Origin of the sequence: Gordonia iterans, assembly GCF_002993285.1 — a bacterium.
GTDB classification, from domain to species: domain Bacteria; phylum Actinomycetota; class Actinomycetes; order Mycobacteriales; family Mycobacteriaceae; genus Gordonia; species Gordonia iterans.
In genome coordinates, this window is the sequence record NZ_CP027433.1 from 1,396,358 (window position 1) to 1,415,603 (window position 19,246).

At 67.3% G+C, this 19,246-nt stretch carries 18 protein-coding genes and 1 riboswitch; of the genes, 8 read left to right on the forward strand and 10 right to left on the reverse strand.

The features are described from left to right. Positions 1-54 precede the first annotated feature (54 nt). The 3 genes from C6V83_RS06590 to C6V83_RS06600 form a co-directional block, all read right to left on the reverse strand. Positions 55-516 carry a MarR family transcriptional regulator gene (locus C6V83_RS06590; protein ID WP_105941718.1) on the reverse strand — a complete coding sequence of 154 codons (462 nt, stop codon included), beginning with the start codon at positions 514-516 and terminating at the stop codon, positions 55-57. Between the two features lie 78 nt (positions 517-594). Then, a complete protein-coding gene (locus C6V83_RS18705; RefSeq protein ID WP_234353903.1) occupies positions 595-996 on the reverse strand; it encodes an amidase family protein in 402 nt (133 codons plus the stop codon). Continuing rightward, positions 989-1,171 carry a hypothetical protein gene (locus tag C6V83_RS06600; protein WP_105941719.1) on the reverse strand — a complete coding sequence of 61 codons (183 nt, stop codon included), beginning with the start codon at positions 1,169-1,171 and terminating at the stop codon, positions 989-991. Before C6V83_RS06600 ends, C6V83_RS18705 begins: the two co-directional genes overlap by 8 nt. A gap of 173 nt (positions 1,172-1,344) precedes the next feature. Here C6V83_RS06600 and C6V83_RS06605 point away from each other — a divergent pair, with 173 nt between their 5' ends. Then, a complete protein-coding gene (locus C6V83_RS06605; RefSeq protein WP_105941720.1) occupies positions 1,345-2,730 on the forward strand; it encodes a cryptochrome/photolyase family protein in 1,386 nt (461 codons plus the stop codon). A 334-nt stretch (positions 2,731-3,064) separates the two neighbouring features. Here the strand turns inward: C6V83_RS06605 and C6V83_RS06610 are convergent, their stop codons facing one another. Beyond that, positions 3,065-3,466, reverse strand: coding sequence for a RidA family protein (locus tag C6V83_RS06610; RefSeq protein WP_105943772.1), 402 nt, complete (start codon positions 3,464-3,466; stop codon positions 3,065-3,067). Positions 3,467-3,594: 128 nt separating this feature from the next. Here C6V83_RS06610 and C6V83_RS06615 point away from each other — a divergent pair, with 128 nt between their 5' ends. Further along, positions 3,595-4,560, forward strand: a complete 966-nt coding sequence (locus C6V83_RS06615) for a helix-turn-helix transcriptional regulator (protein ID WP_105941721.1) — start codon at positions 3,595-3,597, stop codon at positions 4,558-4,560. A gap of 27 nt (positions 4,561-4,587) precedes the next feature. Here C6V83_RS06615 and C6V83_RS06620 read toward each other — a convergent pair whose 3' ends face one another. Genes C6V83_RS06620 through C6V83_RS06635 form a run of 4 tightly spaced genes read right to left on the reverse strand, consistent with a single transcriptional unit; the run spans position 4,588 to position 8,208 of the window. Then, positions 4,588-5,349: a (2Fe-2S) ferredoxin domain-containing protein gene (locus C6V83_RS06620; protein ID WP_105941722.1), complete on the reverse strand. Its 762-nt coding sequence runs from the start codon at positions 5,347-5,349 to the stop codon at positions 4,588-4,590. Then, entirely contained in the window at positions 5,346-6,182 is an 837-nt protein-coding gene (locus C6V83_RS06625) for an ABC transporter ATP-binding protein (RefSeq protein ID WP_105941723.1), read from the reverse strand. The genes C6V83_RS06620 and C6V83_RS06625 overlap by 4 nt, the downstream gene beginning before the upstream one ends. Further along, positions 6,179-7,186, reverse strand: a complete 1,008-nt coding sequence (locus tag C6V83_RS06630; protein ID WP_234353904.1) for a FecCD family ABC transporter permease — start codon at positions 7,184-7,186, stop codon at positions 6,179-6,181. The genes C6V83_RS06625 and C6V83_RS06630 overlap by 4 nt, the downstream gene beginning before the upstream one ends. A gap of 53 nt (positions 7,187-7,239) precedes the next feature. Further along, positions 7,240-8,208, reverse strand: a complete 969-nt coding sequence (locus tag C6V83_RS06635) for an ABC transporter substrate-binding protein (protein ID WP_105941724.1) — start codon at positions 8,206-8,208, stop codon at positions 7,240-7,242. A 25-nt stretch (positions 8,209-8,233) separates the two neighbouring features. Beyond that, a riboswitch (cobalamin riboswitch) is annotated at positions 8,234-8,421 on the reverse strand. Between the two features lie 58 nt (positions 8,422-8,479). On the opposite strand from C6V83_RS06635, the gene C6V83_RS06640 reads away from it, so the two are divergent. Further along, positions 8,480-8,800 carry a putative quinol monooxygenase gene (locus C6V83_RS06640; protein ID WP_105943774.1) on the forward strand — a complete coding sequence of 107 codons (321 nt, stop codon included), beginning with the start codon at positions 8,480-8,482 and terminating at the stop codon, positions 8,798-8,800. Positions 8,801-9,110: 310 nt separating this feature from the next. Here C6V83_RS06640 and C6V83_RS06645 read toward each other — a convergent pair whose 3' ends face one another. Further along, positions 9,111-10,508 (reverse strand): HNH endonuclease signature motif containing protein, encoded by a 1,398-nt coding sequence (locus C6V83_RS06645; protein WP_105941725.1) that lies wholly within the window; start codon positions 10,506-10,508, stop codon positions 9,111-9,113. Positions 10,509-10,732: 224 nt separating this feature from the next. Next, the gene (locus C6V83_RS06650) at positions 10,733-11,317 is read right to left on the reverse strand and encodes an HdeD family acid-resistance protein (RefSeq protein WP_105941726.1); all 585 of its coding nucleotides are present in this window, start codon (positions 11,315-11,317) and stop codon (positions 10,733-10,735) included. 137 nt (positions 11,318-11,454) lie between these two features. Between C6V83_RS06650 and C6V83_RS06655 the strand changes: the two genes are divergently transcribed. The 5 genes from C6V83_RS06655 (at position 11,455) to C6V83_RS06675 (ending at position 19,231) form a co-directional block, all read left to right on the forward strand. Further along, positions 11,455-12,411 carry a serine hydrolase gene (locus C6V83_RS06655; protein ID WP_105941727.1) on the forward strand — a complete coding sequence of 319 codons (957 nt, stop codon included), beginning with the start codon at positions 11,455-11,457 and terminating at the stop codon, positions 12,409-12,411. Positions 12,412-12,725: 314 nt separating this feature from the next. Next, a complete protein-coding gene (cas7g, locus tag C6V83_RS06660; RefSeq protein ID WP_105941728.1) occupies positions 12,726-13,928 on the forward strand; it encodes a type I-G CRISPR-associated RAMP protein Csb1/Cas7g in 1,203 nt (400 codons plus the stop codon). 1 nt (position 13,929) lies between these two features. After that, positions 13,930-15,492, forward strand: coding sequence for a type I-G CRISPR-associated protein Csb2 (gene csb2 / locus C6V83_RS06665; protein WP_105941729.1), 1,563 nt, complete (start codon positions 13,930-13,932; stop codon positions 15,490-15,492). Further along, positions 15,489-18,209 carry a type I-G CRISPR-associated helicase/endonuclease Cas3g gene (cas3g, locus tag C6V83_RS06670; RefSeq protein ID WP_105941730.1) on the forward strand — a complete coding sequence of 907 codons (2,721 nt, stop codon included), beginning with the start codon at positions 15,489-15,491 and terminating at the stop codon, positions 18,207-18,209. Before csb2 ends, cas3g begins: the two co-directional genes overlap by 4 nt. Next, a complete protein-coding gene (locus tag C6V83_RS06675) occupies positions 18,206-19,231 on the forward strand; it encodes a CRISPR-associated protein (protein ID WP_105941731.1) in 1,026 nt (341 codons plus the stop codon). The genes cas3g and C6V83_RS06675 overlap by 4 nt, the downstream gene beginning before the upstream one ends. The last annotated feature ends 15 nt before the right edge of the window (positions 19,232-19,246 follow it).

Below are 19,246 nucleotides of genomic sequence, written 5' to 3' on the forward strand. Positions count from 1 at the left end.
CAAGGTTAGGTCGCCCTGAGCGCTGGGGTGGTCGGCGGGGCCGACACGGGACTGTCAGCGCGGGTCGGCGAACTCCGTGAGCGCGGCGACCACGGACTCCGCATCGACCTCGACGTCCGCCAGGGCCGCGCGGAGGCCGTCGTCCAGTGCCGCGAGCTCAGCGGTCATCTCGGCATGCACCGACCGCCCCAGGTCGCTGAGGTGCACGTGCACTTTGCGCCGATCGACCAGACTGGGGCTTCGGTAGACCAGGGATCGGGTGACCAGCCGGTCGACGGCGCGCGTCAGCGACGCACCCGAGGAGAGACTCCGTGCGGACACCTCGGACATGAACAGACCCTCGCCGGCGCTCAGCGCATCCAGGATCAGCCACTCGTCGGCGGTGAGTCCGAACGCGCCGCCGACCGCCGAGGCGGCGACCTGCAGGCGGTGGCCGTGCAAGAGCAACGCCTTGAGAACGACGGGGGACGCGGGCGACGTGATCGTCGCGCCGCGGTCGTCGTGGACGTCGCTCATGACTCGCTCCCGTACGGCCTAGAAATATCGACTATTGAAATAGAATCATCTGAAAGCATACCCTGCGTGAGCGCGCTGTCATCGGTGAGCGGGATCGCCGTTCCCCGCAGACGTGACCGGAAGTGCAGTGACGGAGGTGGCCACGGTGCCGGAGAGTTCGGCAGCGGGCGCGGACGCGTTCCGGATCGGGATGGTGATTCCGCTGCAGGGTCCCGGTGGGATCTTCGGACCGTCGTGCTTGAGCGCCATCGGCACTCCGTGGAGGGGACCGCGATACTCACCGGCGGAGATCTCCTGCTCGGCCCGCTTCGCCTCGGCCATAGCTGCGTCGTCGCGGAAGCTGACGTACGCGTTGATGACGTCGTTCTCGGCGTGGGCGTATTCGAGGAGTCGCTCGGTGACCTCGACAGGGGAGACCTGCCGGGTGCGGATCAATTCGCCGAGTGCGGTCGCCGACTGGTTGAGAAGCTCGTCAGCCATGGTGATCGCCCCCGGGGATGTTGCGGAGCGCGATGTCCGCGTCCGCCGTGTCGACGGTGGTCAGGTCCCGCCGCAGTCCGGCGATCTGTTGCCAAGTGGATTCGATGCGGGCGAGTTCGCCGGCGTCGGGGTGGAGCCCCTTGGCGGCGAGCACGTCCTTGATGGACAGCGTCATCGTGTTCTCCGAACGTCAATGTCATTTGAAACTGTTCCAAATGGAACAGTTTCAAAATAGGTGAACTGGATCACGTTGTCCGGTGAATCGCGAAACCCGGTCGTGCGCGTGGCGGCGGGGTCGTGACCGATGGGCGGTTGACGGCACCGGTGCACGGGCCTAGCGTCGGCGCGATGGTGACCGAGAACGGGACGACCGCTGCGCGAGTGATGTGGTTCCGCCGGGATCTGCGGCTCGCCGATCATCCCGCGCTCACCGCGGCCGCGGACGGCGCCGACGTGGTGGGCCTCTACGTTCTCGATCCGCGACTGCTCGCCGCAGCGGGACCGCGAGCGCGACGGTTGGTCTCGTCGCTGGCCGCGTTCCAGGAGGCGACCGACGGCGCCCTGGTGATCCGGACCGGCGATCCGGAGGTGGTGGTCCCGCAGGTCGCCGCACAGGTCGGAGCCGGGCAGGTGCACATCAGTGCGGAGACGCGCCCCTACGGTCGCCGACGGGACAGCCGCGTCGGTCAGGCGCTGCGCGAGGCGGGCGTCGCACTGGTCGCGACCGGCAGTCCGTACGCCGTCACGCCCGGCCGTGTCCGAACCGCATCCGGTGATCCCTATCGGGTGTTCACGCCCTTCCTGCGGGCATGGCGCGAACACGGGTGGCGGCGGCCGCTGCCGCCTGCGACGGTCCGGTGGCGCCGGTCGGTCGAGTCCGAACGCCTGCCCGAGGTCGACGGTCTCCTCGACCGGGCAGGTGGAGCGGGCGAGGACGCGGCCCTCCGGCAGTGGGCCGGTTTCCTCCGGGGCGGCCTGCGACGATACGGGGACGAGCGTGATCGCCCCGACCTGGACTCGACCAGCCGGCTGTCGATTCCCTTGACCTACGGGGAAATCCATCCGCGTACGCTGCTCGCCGATCTCGCTGACCGCACGGACCTGTCCGGGCCGGCGGGGAGCGAATCGATCGACAAGTTCGTCACCGAGCTGGCGTGGCGCGAGTTCTACGCCGATGCGCTGTGGCATCGGCCCGAGGCGGCGTGGCACGACTATCGCGACCAGCTGCGTGCGATGGCGTACGACGACGATCCCGAGGCGGTCCAGGCGTGGAAGGCCGGCCGCACCGGGTATCCCTTCGTCGATGCGGGTATGCGCCAGTTGCAGGCCGAGAACTGGATGCACAACCGGGTGCGGATGGTGGTGGCCAGCTTCCTGGTCAAGGACCTGCACCAGTGGTGGCCGGTCGGTGCGCGTCACTTCCTCGACCATCTGCTCGACGGCGATCTCGCCTCGAACAATCACGGCTGGCAATGGGTCGCCGGCACCGGAACCGACGCTGCCCCGTACTTCCGTGTCTTCAATCCCGTGACGCAGGGCCGCAAGTTCGATCCCGACGGGCAGTACGTCCGCCGCTGGATCCCCGAATTGCGGCATCTGGCCGGGCCCGCCGTGCACGAGCCGTGGAAGCATCTCGACGGGTACGCGCACGGCTATCCGGCGCGGATCGTCGACCACGCCGAAGAACGAAGAGTGGCGCTCGATCGGTACGCGGCCGCACGCGGTTCGCGGTAGACGCCGACACTCAACCTTCTTCCAGGTGTCAGACCCCAGCGCCGATGAAGGGAATCGAACCCCGCATTCTCAGCTTGGGAAGCTGAGTGTCGGGAAAGCCCTGGCCCTAGTCTTCCAAACTAGCAACGCGGGGATCAGTGTCGTAACCCGGTGATTGCCCGGCGTGCGATCCATTCTGCGCTGGTGGAGGGCCGTCGTCGCTGAGTCGATTCCGCGCCGAGATCTTGCGGCCGCGGAGGGGGAGTCCCACATGGCATCGCCGAGTCTGTGTCTGCTGGCTCGCTTCGCTGCCCTGCCGGCTGCGGCGCCGGCGCGGGCAGCGAAGGCGGTGACGTCACGACACGGCGGTGCCTTCGAGCTCGACCAACTGGCCGGGGACGGCCAGGCGGGCCACGCCCAGCATGGTGCTGACCGGTGCGACGCCGGCCGCACTGAGGCGTTCGGCGAGCACCCCGTAGTGCGGCAGCAGGCCGTCGACGTCGGTGGTGTAGACGTTCAGGCGCACGAGGTGGGCGAGCGTCATTCCGGCCTCGGCGAGGACCGCTTCGAGGTTCTCGACGGCCAATCCGAGTTGGGCGGCCATGTCGCCGTCGTGCATCGGCACGCCCTCGGGGCTCATCGCGGTCTGGCCGGAGAGATACAGGATCCGGCTGGCGCCGGTGACCGCCTCGCCCTGGTTGAAGCCCATCGCCAGCGACCAGGTCACCGGGTTCACTGCTGTTCGGATTGCCGACATGTCCGTCTCCATTCGGTTCGTGAAGCACGACGCCCGGCCGTTCGGTTCCGGCCGGTGGAACGTCGTGCCGGGGAGCTTTCCGGCTAATCACGACAACCTGTGTCAGGTATTTCGGCGAGAATGATCGGGTGCGTGCGGATCGGTTGGTCGCCATGGTGTTGCTGCTACGGCAGCGGGGCCGGATGACGGCGCGCCAGCTGGCCGACGAGCTGGAGGTCTCCGAGCGCACGGTGCTGCGTGACATCGAAGCCCTGTCCACCGCGGGGGTGCCGGTGTACGCCGAGCGCGGCCGGCACGGAGGGTTCGCGCTGCTGCCGGGATTTCGCACCGAACTGACCGGACTGAATCACGACGAGGCCCTCGCCGTGTTCACGGCGGGAACCGGGCGAGGGGAGAAGGCTTTCGGCCTCGGATCGGCGCTGGCGGGTGCGATGCGCAAGGTCGTCGACGCGCTGCCTGCAGGGCACCGAGCCGGCCTGGACGATGCGGCACGACGACTCCTGGTCGAACCCGAGACCGACCTGCTCTCGCGGCGGCGCGAGACCGACGACGTTTCGGCCTCGGTGATGGGCGAAGTCCGCGGCGCCGTCCTGGCCGGTCGGCGGCTGCGCGTGCATTACGCTGCGCCGGAGAAGGACCCGCGCTGGCACACGGTCGACCCGATCGGGTTGGTCACCGTGCGCGAGCGGACCTACCTGCTTGCCACGAAGTCCGGGGCAGACCGCACCTTCCGGTTGTCGCGGATGGTGGCGGCCGAGGCGTTGGCCGAACCCGCAGAGCGGCCGGAACAACTGGACCTGGACCGCCTGTGGGCCGAGCGGTGCGCGCAGTTCCTGTCCGAGAGTCGTCTTCCGGTGACGGTCCGCGTGCAGCCGTCGAGGCGGGGAGAATTGCTCGACACGGCGAAGGCCGTCCGCGCCGAGAGCCCCGAACCGGACGGATGGGTGCGGCTGGACGTGACGTTCGAGGATCTGCGACACGCGCTCTGGGCGGTGTGGCAGCTTGACACCGGAGTCGAGGTGGTTGCGCCGGACACGCTGCGGGAGGCCCTTCGTGCGCGGGCCGCCGCCCTCACTGAGTGGTACCGCGATTGACGTCAGTCCCGGTGCGTCCGCCGGTACCTACTCCGGAGACGGTGCGGCAGCGAGCCCGGCGGCGCGGAGATCGCGAGCGATCCACTCGGGCACCGGTCGCCCGTCGATCAGGTGTTCGTCGACGAGTCTGTCCACCTGCTCGGGCCGGACGCGCCGATACCAGGCGCCGTCCGGGTAGACCGCGACCACCGGCGCGAGGGCGCACGGGAACAGGCAGCCGGTGACGGTGGTGAGGACGTCATCGTCGTCGAGCCCACGCTCGTCCAAGGCGCGGCTGAGCGCGGCCGCGGTCTCGCGGGCGCCCTCGACGCTGCACCTGGGTCCGCGGCAGACCAGGACGTGACGGGTGAAGGCCGGCACCTGCTCCCACGCCGGGGAGACGATCGGGGCGGTGGTGGTGCGGGCAGGCTTTCCGCCGTGCTCTATCGCGTGCTCGAGGAGGTCGGCGAAACCGTCATGCTCGGTCAGCAGCGGTGCCACGCGCACCTCGGGGGTCGAGGCGCCGGCGGGCCGCGTGCGCAGCCAATGTCCGACGATCCGCGCGATCCACGAGTCCTGCTTGGCATCGCCCAGGGTCTGGCCGCTGACCAGCAGAACCGATTGCGCCCCGGCCGCGGCGGCGTCGTCGAGCGCCTCGGTGATCGTCGTCTCCGAACCGCCGAGCACCGCGACCCTGAACTCGACCTCCGGGCGGGAGTCGCGCAACCGTCGGATCGCCCCGGTCAGGACCCTGGACGGGGCGTCGCCGCGGTCGGTGGGGGCGGTGACGATCACCCAGTCGGCCGTCATGGAATCCTCCGATTCAGGCCGATGGTCCGCTCCGGGCCCGGGATGGTCCCGCACAGCACCACCAACGGGGCGCCGGTGCGCGGGTGCTCGGCGATCTCGGCGTCGAGCCGGTAGACCTCGGCCAGTAGGTCGCGGGTCAGCACCTGCGCGGGCGGTCCCTCGGTGACGAACCGGCCGTGGTCGAGCACCACGAGGTGATCGCAGTACATGGCTGCGAGCTGGAGATCGTGCAGTGCGGCGACGACGGTGATCTCCAGCGACCGGAGCAGCGCCAGGACTTCCAGCGACGCAGAGGTGTCCAGGTGGTTGGTCGGCTCGTCGAGGAGCAGAACCTGCGGCCGTTGGACCAGCGCCCGCGCGATCTGCGTCTTCTGCCGCTCGCCGCCGGACAACGATTGCCAGGTCCGCGTGCGCAGCATCTCGATGCCCATGGTGGCCAGTGCGTCGTCGACCAGCTCTCGGGTGTCGACGCGACGGAATCGGCCGCCGGCGTGCGGGATGGTGCCCAGGTCGACGATCTGCTCGACAGTCAGCTCCGTCTCGGTGCTGGAGTGCTGTTCGACGGCGGCGACGACGCGGGCGAGCTCGCGGCGCGGAAAGCTGTGCACCTCCCGCTCGCCGACGAGGACGCGGCCGGTGTCCGGGCGCGTCCAGCGGGCGACGGTCGAGAGCAGGGTGGTCTTGCCCGAGCCGTTCGGGCCGATGAGCCCGGTGAACCGTCCCGCGGGAGCGGACGCGGAGATGTCGGTCAGGAGCCGGACGTCGCCGACGGCGTAGCCGACGCCGTCGAGGCGGATCGGCGGCGGAAGCGGGGCGGGCGTCGTCGAACTCACGCGGCGGCTCCGTGACGCCGCAGGATCCAGACGAACGCCGGTACGCCGATGATCGCGGTGACCAGGCCGAGGGGAAGCTCCTGCTGGTGCAGGACGCTGCGAGCGAGCACGTCGGTCCAGATCAAGAGCAGAGCACCGACCAGCGCGGCGACCGGAAGCATGCGGCGATGCAGCGGTCCGATGAGCAGCCGGGCGACGTGCGGGATCACCAGGCCGACGAAGCCGATGATCCCGGAGTTCGCGACGATCACCGCGGTGCACAGCGAGACCACGATGTACAACGTCCAGCGCGTGGCGGTGACGGAGATGCCGAGGCTGGATGCGGCGCGGTCGCCGAACGCGAAGGCGTCGAGTGTGCGGGCGTACGACCACACGACGGCGAGAGCGGCCGCCACCGTCACGACCACGAGGACGGTCGACGGCCAGCGGGCACCTGCCACCGAGCCGAGGGTCCAGCGCAGGACGGCCGCTGCGGCGTGCGGTTCGCTGAAATAGACCATCGCCGACGAGATCGCCGCGCCGCCCTGCGCGACGGCGACGCCGGCCAGGATCAGCCGGTTGGGCATGAGGGCGCCGGTGCGGGTCGTCGCGATGGCGAAGACCAGCGCGAGGGCGCCGAGCGCTCCGAGGAACGCTGCGACGGCGACCGGACCGAGCCCGGCGCCGATGCCGACGCCCATTCCGGTGACGAGGACCAGCACCGCGCCCACGGAGGCGCCGGACGACATGCCCAGGAGATAGGGGTCGGCCAGGACGTTGCCGGTCAACGATTGGAGGACGGCGCCGGCGACGGCCAGGCCCGCTCCCGCTGCGGCCGCGGTGACCACGCGTGGCATGCGCAGGTCCACGACGATGTACTCGGTTCCCGGATCGACGCCGGTGCTCAGGCCGAGGCGCGATCCGACCGCGGACGCGACCTCGACGAGATTCAGGCCGACCGAGCCGATCACCACGCCGGCGGCGATGCTCAGCACGACGAGCGCGCAGAGCACCGCCACCAGCACCGGATAGGTGATGCGCGAACGCAGCGTGCGCTCGGGCGCATCGGCGGTGGAGGTCAGCGCTTCTCCAGCGCCTCGGACAGCGTCACCGCGCCGTCGATGGTGCGTGCGCCCGGTGTCGACTCGGAGAACGGGATCACGATGTACGACTTGTTCTTCACTGCCGTGAGACCCTGCAGGGCCGGGTCGTTCTCGATGTACTGGCGCTTGGACTCCGCCGTCGAGAAGTTCGCGTCGATCAGCACGATCACGTCGGGGTCGGCCTTGATCACCTGCTCCCAGCTGGTGTCGGCCCAGTTGCCGTCGAGGTCGCCGAAGACGTTGGTGGCGCCGACCGCATCGATGATCAGCTGCGGACCGCCGCTCTTGCCGCCGACCGAGGGCGCCTCGGTCTCGGCGTCCCACCACATGATGGTGGTGTCCTTGCCGGCCTGCTTCTCCTTCAGCTCGGCCAGGGTGTCGCGCATCTTCTGGTTCACGTCGTCGGCGGCGTCGGAGCGGCCGAACAGGGTGCCGTAGTCGGAGACCTCGTCGGCGATCGCATCCCACGACGCGGCGGGACGGTCGGCCTTGTTCTCGCAACCGAAGGGCGAGACGTAGGTGGCGATGTCCAGGTTCGCCAGCTCGTCCCGAGTACCGATGCCGTCCTCGGCGAACGCCGATCCGTACGACGCGGCGACCAGGTCGGGCTTCTTGCTGATCACCGTCTCCAGGTCGGGGTACTTCGGAGCGATCACCGGGATCGCGTCGTAGGCCTCCTTGAACCGCGGAGCGATCTGGTCGTCGAGATAGGCCGTGCCGATCAGGTCGTCCTGGGCACCGACGGCGAGCGCCGACTCGGTGGCGCCCTGATTGACGGTGAGGGCCCGGGTGGCCGGGGCGTCCAGGGTGACGGTGCGGCCGCAGTTCTGCAGGCTGATGGCGCCGCGGTCGGCGTCGTCGTCGTTGCCGGTGCCGCAAGCGGTGAGCGTGAATGTGAGCGCGGCGGCGGTGAACGCGGCAGCGGCGGTGGTGAGGGTGCGCAAAGCGACCCGCCTTCCATGTCTCGTGGAATCGGTCCACGTCGCGGCCGGTCTCCTGGCTACGCAGGGTCTGCCGGGGACGACACCTTCCCGGGCGCGGTGTGCGCCCAGTGGCTGGGGCGGTGCCCCGTTGTCGTGCCCGGACCTGCTCACAGTGGCGAGAACCGCGCCGGCTTTCCACCGGACTTCCCGAACACCGCGACGTCGCGAGAATGGTACCGCGGACCGGCTGGACCGATGGCCGGGCCCGGCAGCCGGTGACACACTGGAGGGCATGATCCTCATCGTCGCGAAATTCAAGGTCAAGCCCGAGCACGCCGACGACTGGCCGGAGCTGTCCCGGGAGTTCACCGAGGCCACCCGCGCCGAACCGGGGAATCTGTGGTTCGACTGGTCGCGCAGCGTCGACGATCCGCACGAGTACGTGCTGGTCGAAGCATTCCAGGACGACGCCGCCGAGGCGCACGTCACCAGCGACCACTTCCGCAAGGCCCAGCGGGAGCTGCCGCCGCTGCTGCAGGAGACCCCGCGGGCGCGCAATGTGCAACTGGACCGCGACGAGTGGGACGCGCTCGGCGAACTGGCCGTCGAGTGAGTCGACCTGGCGGTGCGTGACCCGTCCCGACGCGGTGGGTGTCGTCCGATTCCCCACGGGCCCGGGGAGCGGCTCGCGCGGGGCGGAGATGGGCGTCATCTCACCACACGTCATCTCACAGCACGTCCCCGGCGCCGTACCGGACGTGTGTGGCGCGAGCCGCTCGGGACCGCGAGCTGTATGGAGTTCTCAAGTAACGCACAGCGCCGGGGAGTTCCGGCACTTGTTCAGGTGGTCTCGGGGCTCGCACCGATGGCGAGAGTCGTTGTCGGACAGTGGCGTCAGGTCGTCGTGCAGGACCTACCCGTGGTCAGGCGGCACCGGGCAGCAGAGTGAGTGTTCGTCGGCTGTTCGAGGGGATCGGTTCCGTTCTCTGTTTCGGATGGTCGGGGTCGGCGGGCGGGACGAACCAGGGGTGACGGTCGTGGCCGATGAACACCTGCCAGCCTCCGTGGTGGATCAGGGTGTGGTGCCGTCGGCAGAGCAGCACCCCATTGTCCAGACACGTCGGCCCGCCGTTCTCCCAGTGCTCGGCGTGGTGGGCGTCGCACCAGCTCGGTGGGAGTCCGCACCCCGGGAAAGCGCATCCGTGATCACGGATAGCCAGGGCTTTGCGTAGACCAGGAGGGAAGAGACGCTTCTCGCGTCCGACGTTCAGCGGGACTCCGTGCTCGTCGAGCAGCGCGAGCGCGACTGACGCGTCGCACATCACCAGCTCGGCCGTGCGCGCCGAGACCGGTCCGCTGAATCCGAGCGACGGCACCCCGGTGACATCAGCGTCGAGGTCGGCCCTCGGCAGACGGACACTCTGATCGCCCTCGGGCCGAGCGACGGCGTCGACCAGCCGTCCGTCGGCCACGACCGCGGCCGGCACAGTGAGCGTGACGTGCGGGAGCACCCCGCCGGACTCGGGCCGATCCGAGTGCGAGAGAAAGGTCCGCACGATGTGGGTGAAGGCGTCCGCGCGCCGCCGCTTGGCTGAGCGCTTGTCTTCCGATCCGTCGGGCTCGGGAACGGGCCGGGTCAGCGGATCGAGAGCGGCACTGAGTTCTTCGCCGGCGACCACGTCGAGGTCGACGGTCACCGCGACGCGACCGTCGTCGGTCCGGTCGAGTGTCATCGCGTTGAGGTCGTCCCGTTCGGCGACCGGCACCTGCCCGTCGTCGCCGGTCGCCGGGGCCAGGCGGATAGCCCAGGCATGTGCCTTCTCCTTCACCCGTGCGGGTGTCGTCTGCACCAGCAGCGAATGTAGGACTCTGCTTCTGTCGTCCTCGGACAGGACCGCGCGGTCGTCGACATGGTCCAAGCCCGTGACGACGGCGTCGCCCAACTCGGCCGACACCGCTCCGTCTCGCATTCCGCGGGTCACGGCGCCGACGGTGGTGTCGCCGCAGGCTCGTCCGAGGCGTGCCGCCCGATACGCGACTGCGGGGGCGGCCCCGAGTTCGGTCAGGATCCCCACCGCCGAGCGGACGTGCTTGCGCGCGGGGAGGCCGACGCGCTCGATCGTGGCAGCCCCTCGGGCGAGTGCGTGATCGACGGTGTTGCGCAGCCGCAGCAGTGCCGCGGTGACGGCGAGGAGCTCGCCGTCGTCATCGACGGGTCTGGCCGCATCGAAGAAGTCCGCCAGGTTCGGCTCGTGTGTGGCGGTCGGGGTCACGTCGTCGGCCAGCAGGTCGGCGATCGTGATGAGTGCGACTGAGTCCATCGGAGGCACCTCCCGGGTGTGGTCGAAGGAACAACGTTTCGGCTGGTCGAGCGTGCCTACGTCGATCGGAGACAGCCACTCAGTATTCGAACTTATGTTCGTACTGAGTAATGTACGGCACCCCTCCGACAAATCCGGATCAGGAGAGGGCGCCGACAAAACGCGAACGGCTGCGCCGGCGATCGAAAGGATCGGCCGGCGCAGCCGTCGGTGCGGTGTGGGCGTCAGCTGGTCGGCGCCGAGCTCTTGAGGGTGAAGGCGTCGATCACCTCGACGACGCCGACGACGATCAACAGGATGCCGGTGACCAGGGCGAGCGTCGCGATCGACGTGACCGGGCTGACGATCAGGATCACGCCCGCGACCACCGTGACGATCGACAGGAGGATGCCCGCCGCGCGTCCGGGCAGCCCGGCTGAGCCGACGTAGAGCGAGAAGCCGGCGATGCCGCGGAAGATCCAGCTGATACCGATCCAGATCGCGAGCAGGATCAGCGACTCGCCGATGTTCCGCAGCGCGAAGATGCCGAGGATGAACGAGAGTGCACCCGACACGAACGTGAGGAAGCGCCACCAGCCGCTCGCATCCGGGGCGCCGAAGGTCGCGATCACCTGGAAGATGCCGGAGATCACGAGGTAGATGCCGAACAGGATCGCGACGACGGCCAGGGTCTTGCCCGGCCAGACCAGCACGATGATGCCCAGAATGATCGACACGATGCCGATGCCGAGCAAGCTCTTCCAGGTGCGGTCGACGATGTGATCCACGCCGTCGAGCAGTGTGCTGCCCAATGAATTGCCGGATGTCATTCTCTCCCCTTGGTTTTGGTGTCTCCGAACGCACCGCGCACCCGGAGTTGTGCTGACCATACCGCTCGGCGGGCGGCCTCACGAGAGTTCGAATCAGGCGTCGCGCGAACCTGCGAGCACAGGGTTACCGTGGTGGTATGTCCGGAATCGGCGCCTTCGAGGTGGCGGGGGGTCCGGGCCGGGACCGACGTCGGTACCTGGCGGCGCTGTTCGTCGTTCTGCTGCTCGTGAGTATGCCCGCCTGCCTGGTGAAGGTCGTGCACGACGGCGGGTCGGCGGCGCCGGCCGTGCGAAGCCTGGTGGCCGAGGCCGGAGAACGCTTGGACGCTGTGCAGGCGTGGGCCCAGGCACGACGAGCCCGCGTCTCGCTGGTGCTCGTCGATCGTGCGACCGGTGAACGTGTCGGTCTCGATGAGAACGAGCAACTGCTGACCGCGTCGGTGGCGAAGCTCTTCATCGCATCTCGGGCGGCGTTTCTGGCCGCCACGGGCGAACGGGCCGTCACCGTGGACGACGACGCACTGCTCGGGCCGATGCTGTCGGCGTCCGACGGCGTCGCCGCCACCGTGCTCTGGGGCCGACTGGGCGGGCCTGCGCTGGTCGGGGCAGTCGCACATCGGTTCGGGCTGACCAGCACGGCCGCGTCGCCGGACGGGCGGTGGCCGCACACGCGCACCACCGCGTCCGACCTCGCCGGCTTCTACGCGCATCTGCTCGGCGAACGGGACTCGTGGACGGACCGGATCCTTGGTCACCTCGAAGCCTGGACCGACGTGGGCGCCGACGGCTACGACCAGCGGTTCGGACTCGCGGCGGTGCTCGGTCGTGCGGAATTGGCCGCGCTGAAGCAGGGCTGGATGTGCTGTGTCGCGGATCGGTGGATCCATCTGACGACGGGTGCGTTCGGTCCCGATGGCCGCTACGTCCTCGCGGTGCACGTCGCCGAGGACGTGCAGTACACAGACGGCACCGTCGAGCTTCCGCAGACTTCCGAGGGCATCGACTCTGATGACGAGAGCGCGGCACATGCGCGCGATACCGTAACGGGTGTTGTCGCTCGATTGTTCGCGGACGGGAACCGGACCTGGACGTAGTGAGAAGCGGTCGCGGCGCTGACACGTCCACCCGGGGTAGATTCGTACATGCGGTCGCTTCGTTGAGGTTAGTGAATGTTCGTCGCCACCGCAGCGGTGGATGTGTGTCCGGCGTCCTGGACGCCAGCTTCGACTGAGTGCGTGGGCCTTCGGGGTCCACGCACTCCAGCGAAATATTTGTAGTAGTGAATTTTGGTAATACCGCAAGAACTGCGATTCATATGTTCGGATGACATCGCGATTGAGTCGACGCTGCTAGTGTGGCTTACATCACCGAACGTATCTCGACCCACTGACAACCCTGGGAGACCGCCATGGCAAGGCTTGAACTGGACACACTTCTCGCGGCATGCAGGCAAGGGGGCGCCGCAACCCTCACGTCTGTCACCGAACTGGCGCCAGCGGAGGGCGAGCACGGTGGAGTGGCTCCCGCACGCTTCGTGAACAGGGGTGGCGCGACGTATGCCTTCGAGAAGCGGTACGTCGACGGCGTAGCTGTCCACGTAGTCCTCATCGACTCGAAGGGATCGCAGCTCAATCGGGTAGAGCAAGAGATCGCGTGGGCGATCGCGGACGGCGTCGAGCCTCTTGCGTCCACGCCACGGGTGGCGGTCGAATACAAGGAAGGGCACCCGACGGAGTACGACTACACCCTTCCGCACAGACTGTTTGACGGGCATATCCGGGCAGGTAGCATCGACGGAGTTCCGGTCACGCAGAACGCCGCGTATGTCGCTGCGCGCAATGCGACCACCGCTGATGCCCGCCCGATCCTCGAATTGGGGCCGACCGCTCTGGTCTTCGGTGGATGGGATTCAACGCGAAAGTCGCGGCAGGGCCGGTACCGAAGCGTGCTCACTGGTGAGATCATCGGAGTGTTGGCAGATCAGGGGGCCACGGCGACTGAGGTCCCGAAACGCGGCGGAGCCCGCGTCGACCCGGTGGCAGCAAGCGTCCGGCTGTCGGGCGCGCAGCTCAAGGAGTTGCTCGCAGATCAGGAAGCCGAGCTTTCGCCGAAGTTGATCGACAAGATCCAGGCGGAGATCAAGGCGGCGAAGTCGGGGACGGTCTCTGCGTCGACGCTGGGTCTCGGTGCGATCCCGCCGAACCTCAACGGCCTCGGGTTGGTCGCGTGCAGCAAGATCATCCGGTCGCACGTCGTATCGTTCAGCGCGCTGCGTCAGTTGCGATTCGGAGCCGGGCCGGCCGGCGATGCCGCATGCCGAGCCCTCCTCGCGGCATACGCGCTAGCCGGGCTCGCTCGTGCCGACGCCGCTCTCGATCTGCGTGCCAACTGCAATCTGCGCGAAGCCGGGCCGACACGGGTGTCCATCGACGGGCGTCACGGTACGAGCATCGAACTCGAACCACTGTCGATCGACGACGCTGATGGACTTCTGACCGCAGCCATCGCTGAAGCCCGTCGCACTGCTGGAATCGCGTGGGACGGCAAGGTGTTCACGGTGGTCGGCAACGACATCGTCGTCAATCACGCTGACGCCGACGCCGAGGACTGACATGGCTGTTGTGGGAATACGCGCGAGCTTCCCGCTGGGCGTGTACCGAGGCCATACCGCGGGCGAACGACATGATCTGCTGCCATCTCCTCTGCGACTCCATTCCGCTCTCGTGGCGGCCGCGGGCAATGGTTCTTCTGCGGTGCCGAAGTCGGGTGGATTGCGTCGTGTCGAGTCGTCCGAACGTGCACTCCAATGGCTGGAGGACAATCCACCGGAGTATGTCGAGCTCCCGGACTGGGAGACTGGTGTCTCGACAGATCGGCCGTACGCCTACATGGATGAGGGTGTGGTCGAGAATGTCAACACGGACCCGTCAAGGCGGAAGTCGACTCGGTTCGTCGCGGACTCGACGGCGCTCGCCGGTCCGATCGGTTGGGGTTGGGATTCAATTCCCGAAGAGATTGCCTCCTCCCTCGACGAACTGTGCGCCGACGTGCCGTGCCTCGGGGAGACGGAGTCTCCGGTCGTGCTCGAGGTCCGTGAGATCGAACCGACGCATCGCCGTTCGCGGTCGGAGAGCCCGTTCGCTTCGGTCGCCATCAGGCTGAGCGTTCCCTCGGCCGGTCGGACCGACGAACTCGACTCGCTGTACGAACGCGCGCAGCCAGCACGGACGCCGTCGGTGTCGGGGGACAAGTGGAAAAGCACAGAGAAGCCGCTTGCGCCCCGGATCACGCACGATTGCGCGATTCACCTCGGCTATGACCGGCTCGATGACGATCCGCAGGACCAGGAAGCTCCGGCACCGTGGGAACACCTCGTCCACATTGCCGTCGACAAGCACATCGAGGCGCCTCACCGAGTGCAATGGGCAGTCGCGATGCATCGTGCGCTCGTCGCCGCTCTGGGGACGGAGGCCAACTCGGCGGTCACCGGACGCTACCCGGAGGGCGCGCGACGGCCCGCGAATCGTGTGGCGATCCAATACGTCGACGAGACGTCGATGCAGTTGTCCAGCCACGCCGAACTCGGGCCAGGGTTCGCGTTGCTGGTCTCGGACGACGCGCTAGCCGAGGTCGCTCCCATTGTCGACCTGGTGCGTCGTCTCTATCGCGGTGGCGTGGGCGAGATCCGGCTCGGACATCGAACGCTTCTGGAGGCGAGCACGTTCTGGGAGACTCCAGCCGAGGGCGCCCGCAGATTGTGGTGCTCGGCGGCGGTAGTTCCCGAGACACGTCGACAGAAGGCGGTCGAGGGACGGAAATGGACACTCGGCGATTCCGCGCTGCTGTCCGTCGGGTTCGTGTATCGAGACCGACTCGGAAAACCGTCGCAAGGTCCCGCAGGCGCGCGGTATAGAGAGATCGTCGATCGCGTCCAAGCGACGGGAGCGGCGGTGATTCAGGCGTCGCCGATCCCGGACTCGAACGTGGGCCGGTATGCCCACAAGGTGCCTGAAGGGGTCGTCGTGCAGCCGTACCAGCTGATTCTCGCGCCAGGGTCTCTTGTCGACGAGAGGGGACTCGTCGCGCTCGGGCAGAGTCGGCATCTCGGTGGCGGACTTCTCGTACCGATGGACGTGGAGCCCGCGGTCGCCGACATTCTCGGAGCAGGACGATGAGCGAACTCAGTCTGGACGACTTCCCGGCATTCTTCTCCGAAGTCAACGGTTTTCCCCCGTTCCAGTGGCAATCGCGACTTTGCCGGTACATCGTCGAGAACGGTCGCTGGCCGGACGCGATCAACGCTCCGACCGGATCTGGGAAGTCGAGCGTCGTCGACGTCCACCTGTTCGTCAACGCGCTGGACGGCGTTGGTGTCGGACCTCGAGTTCCTCGCCGCCTGGCAGTGGTAGTCGGTAGGCGAGCGATCGTCGATTCCCACTACGGACATGCCTCGGAGACTGTCCTGACGTCGTTGAGGACGGCGCCTCCGGAATCGATTACTGAGCGTGTTTCGGCTGGACTCCAGGCGTTGAGTACCGTGGCGGACGTCGCGAAACCGTTTCAGTCGAGCATCCTGCGCGGCGGTATGCCGAGGGATTCCAACTGGATCGATGACCCCGCGGCCTGCGCCGTGATCTGCGCGACTCCGGACATGTTCGGCAGTCGTCTGCTCTTCGGCGGGTACGGCTCGTCGCGGAATGCTTGGCCTCGCGAGGCAGGAGCCCTCGCGCGCGACACCGTCATGGTGCTCGACGAGGCGCACCTGAACGAACAACTGCTGATCTCCACACGCCGAGTTCGCGACCTGCAGTCGGCCGACGGCATCGCGATTCCGGCGGTCCAGGTCGTGGCGACCACTGCGACACCGACGGCAGAAGAACAAGAGGTGGTCGGCGTCACACCTGACGACCTTCTTATCGATACGGTTCTTCGTGATCGGCTGCAGAAGCCCAAGCCGGTACAACTGGTTGCGAGTGAGCACTGGCCGGGAGCCCGGAGACCGTCGCGAAACTACGCGAAGCAGATCGCTGGTCTCGTCAGGAAGCAGGTCGCGGAGCGCGATGGTGATGGAACTGTGGGGTGCATAGTCAACTCGGTGTTCACGGCTCGCGAAGTCGCACGTGCGCTCGGGGCCGAACTCGGTCCGGAAGCAGTCATTCTGTGGGTGGGTCCCATGCGCCCTCTTGACTTGCGCGAACAGCAAGAGCGTCATCCCAGGGCGTTCACCGTCGATGGAGACCCCGATGTTCGCGTAATCGTGGCGACACAGACACTCGAAGTCGGAGTGGATGTGGATCTCGCGGCCCTGGTCACCGAACTCGCTCCTGGCTCCGCCATCGCCCAGCGAGCGGGCCGGGTTAACCGACTCGGCCGGCGTGATTCCGGGCCGTGTGTCGTCGTCGTGCCGGAGGTCGCGCCGACGGCGGGCAGCGGACCCTATGAACAGGATGAACTCACCGAATCGTTCGAATGGCTGCAGCGCAGAGCTGATGACCCCAGCGGCCTGGCACCCGTGCAGATCCAGATCGATTCGGCACCTCAGGGAGCTCGATGTCGTGCCGTGCTCTCCCGGATCGAACTCGGAGACGTGCAGGCGTTCAGCTCGACGTCGGAGGAGCAGATCGCTGCCGTCGACCTTGATCGCTGGATACGGGACGACCTCTCGGCTGAGCCGGCCGGCGTCGGTCTGGTGCGGCGTGGGCCGCTGCCTATCGACGACCTCGACGCCCTCGCGCTTCTACGCGCCACTCCGGTGTCTCCCGACGAGGTGTATCCGGTTGGTATCGGAACGGCCCGAGAGGTGGTCGATCAGGTGATTCGGCGCGCGAAGGCACCGTACGCGCGCGTGTTCCTGCGTCGGGCCGGGCAACTCGACGTCGTGGACCTCAGCGATGATCAGATCGACATTCGACCCGGGGATGTCCTCATTGTCGACGCCTCACATCCCATCGTCGACAACCGGCTGATCGTGGCGAAGGACGGCGAGTCATCGGACGCCACGGTCTGGGGCCCACCGGAGAGCGTAGAGGTCTATGTCGACGGTCATGATCCCGATTGGGTCGTCTTACGTGATCTGACGTCGGCTGTCAGGGATGCGATTGAAGATCGACCTGACGGGGAGACCGAGGAACAGGCGACACAGCGTGCTATGGATGCTTTCGTCGAGGATCTTGGTGAGGCGGGGGAGCTACGCGTCTCAGCGGCGCGTCTGAAGGTGACCGCTCCGCCGCTGCCGGAGGACGCCGGTCAGCGGTTGGCGTGGGTGGTGATCGCCGATGCGGATCCGGACCGGTCGGACGACGAGTCGCGCCAGTCGTGGACCGGCACCGCGGTCCTCCTGTCGTCGCACCAAGAGGATGTCGCTGCCAGAGCGAGGGAGTTGGGCAACCGGCTCGGACTGTCTTCGTATCTCGTCGATGCCCTGGAACGGGCTGGCAGGTTCCACGACGAAGGCAAGCGACACTCCGGATTCCAGGAGATTCTTGGCGGCGACTCAAACCGCGTTCTTGCGAAGAGCGCAGGTCGGGACGCCGGTGAGCCGAAGCGGCGACGATCACGCGTGAACTTGGCGCGGGGATGGCGACATGAGCAGTTGTCGGTCGTATATGCGTCTGCTGAGCTCGAATCGGACGATCCGGAGTTCAGGGATCTGGTGCTGAGGTTGATCGGTTCGAGTCATGGGCGCGGCCGATCGGGATTCGTGCACTCCGCTGACGAAGTCCTGTCCGGTGAAACGCCGGAACTCATGTCAGTTGCGCGCGGATTGTTCGACGAAGGGGGCTGGGAAGAACTCATGGACCTGACTGAACGCCGATGGGGAACGTGGGAGTGCGCCTACTTGGAAGCTATTCTGAGGGCTGCGGACTGCATGGTCTCGAAGGAGGGGGCATGACCGAGATCGTGATCGGAGGGTCGCATACCTCGGCCCTAACACACTTCGCAAGCTTCGGTATTATCGCGATTCTCGAGGAGGCTGGGCACCGGAGTCTGCGTCTACGCTGGCGTGACGAATCGAACCCAGCGCCGACGGTGTCTGGGCCAACGGTGGACATGGACGTGCTGGCTCAGTCGGTGGTGGCGCACGCTAGCCGTCACGCAGCGCCGGATTCATGGGTGCAAGCTAGAACGTTCATCCAGAAGGGTTCGAAGAAGTCTGAGATCGGACTGTTCAGTCCCCGGATTGCTGCTCCGGAGAGCCTCGAGGCTTGGGCAGCGCTATTCGACCAACGTCGATCAGTCATTGACGCGAACTCGGATTTTACCTGGCTTGACGGCCAGATGCTCCAGGCGTTGGGCGAGCCGGGATACTGGCAGGCTGGTGAGAAGGACGCGTTGCCGGACCAAGGTGCGTCGCGGTGGGAGATGAAGACGCGGAACCGTGGTGAGGACTTCACTCGGAATCGCCTCGCGCCGATGGCGATCGAGCTATCCGGACGCGACGCGAGCGCGGTGGCAAGTTCTTTGGCCGGTGACATCGTCCAGGATTCGGCGGGCAAGCTCGACTCCCGGACCGGCACCGGGCTAGTGCCTCCGCAACCAGTCGATGATGCAGTTGCCTGGTGCGCGTTGTGGGGAATCAGCGCATTTCGCTTGTATCCGCGTCTCGATGGCGTAGCAGTGACGCCTGGAGCATGGCCGACGAATATCACTCATCCGCGCCTGATGGCTGTGCCGATGTCGACAACTCCGATTTCGTTGGCGAAGATCCGTCGGATTGTCAGATCGAAGTCGTTCTCTGACGCGGTATTCGGCGAACGAACAACGGACGGAGCTTGGAGCATTCTCCTGTCCGCCGCCCGGTACGAGCTTCGGCGTTCGGGGCTGCGCGGCGCCGTCGTTTTTCCGATCAGGAAGGGTGGCAGCAGTTCGGCACCCGAAAGGCAAGTTCTCACCGGCGTCTTCGAGCCCTTCTAAAGGTGAACATGGACG

What these genes read in the sequence shown, in the direction of transcription:
- C6V83_RS06590 (WP_105941718.1), bottom strand. Translation starts at nt 516, where the DNA reads ATGAGCGACGTCCACGACGACCGCGGCGCGACGATCACGTCGCCCGCG.
- C6V83_RS18705 (WP_234353903.1), bottom strand. Translation starts at nt 996, where the DNA reads ATGGCTGACGAGCTTCTCAACCAGTCGGCGACCGCACTCGGCGAATTG.
- C6V83_RS06600 (WP_105941719.1), bottom strand. Translation starts at nt 1,171, where the DNA reads ATGACGCTGTCCATCAAGGACGTGCTCGCCGCCAAGGGGCTCCACCCC.
- C6V83_RS06605 (WP_105941720.1), top strand. Translation starts at nt 1,345, where the DNA reads ATGGTGACCGAGAACGGGACGACCGCTGCGCGAGTGATGTGGTTCCGC.
- C6V83_RS06610 (WP_105943772.1), bottom strand. Translation starts at nt 3,466, where the DNA reads ATGTCGGCAATCCGAACAGCAGTGAACCCGGTGACCTGGTCGCTGGCG.
- C6V83_RS06620 (WP_105941722.1), bottom strand. Translation starts at nt 5,349, where the DNA reads ATGACGGCCGACTGGGTGATCGTCACCGCCCCCACCGACCGCGGCGAC.
- C6V83_RS06640 (WP_105943774.1), top strand. Translation starts at nt 8,480, where the DNA reads ATGATCCTCATCGTCGCGAAATTCAAGGTCAAGCCCGAGCACGCCGAC.
- C6V83_RS06645 (WP_105941725.1), bottom strand. Translation starts at nt 10,508, where the DNA reads ATGGACTCAGTCGCACTCATCACGATCGCCGACCTGCTGGCCGACGAC.
- C6V83_RS06650 (WP_105941726.1), bottom strand. Translation starts at nt 11,317, where the DNA reads ATGACATCCGGCAATTCATTGGGCAGCACACTGCTCGACGGCGTGGAT.
- C6V83_RS06655 (WP_105941727.1), top strand. Translation starts at nt 11,455, where the DNA reads ATGTCCGGAATCGGCGCCTTCGAGGTGGCGGGGGGTCCGGGCCGGGAC.
- cas7g (WP_105941728.1), top strand. Translation starts at nt 12,726, where the DNA reads ATGGCAAGGCTTGAACTGGACACACTTCTCGCGGCATGCAGGCAAGGG.
- csb2 (WP_105941729.1), top strand. Translation starts at nt 13,930, where the DNA reads ATGGCTGTTGTGGGAATACGCGCGAGCTTCCCGCTGGGCGTGTACCGA.
- cas3g (WP_105941730.1), top strand. Translation starts at nt 15,489, where the DNA reads ATGAGCGAACTCAGTCTGGACGACTTCCCGGCATTCTTCTCCGAAGTC.
- C6V83_RS06675 (WP_105941731.1), top strand. Translation starts at nt 18,206, where the DNA reads ATGACCGAGATCGTGATCGGAGGGTCGCATACCTCGGCCCTAACACAC.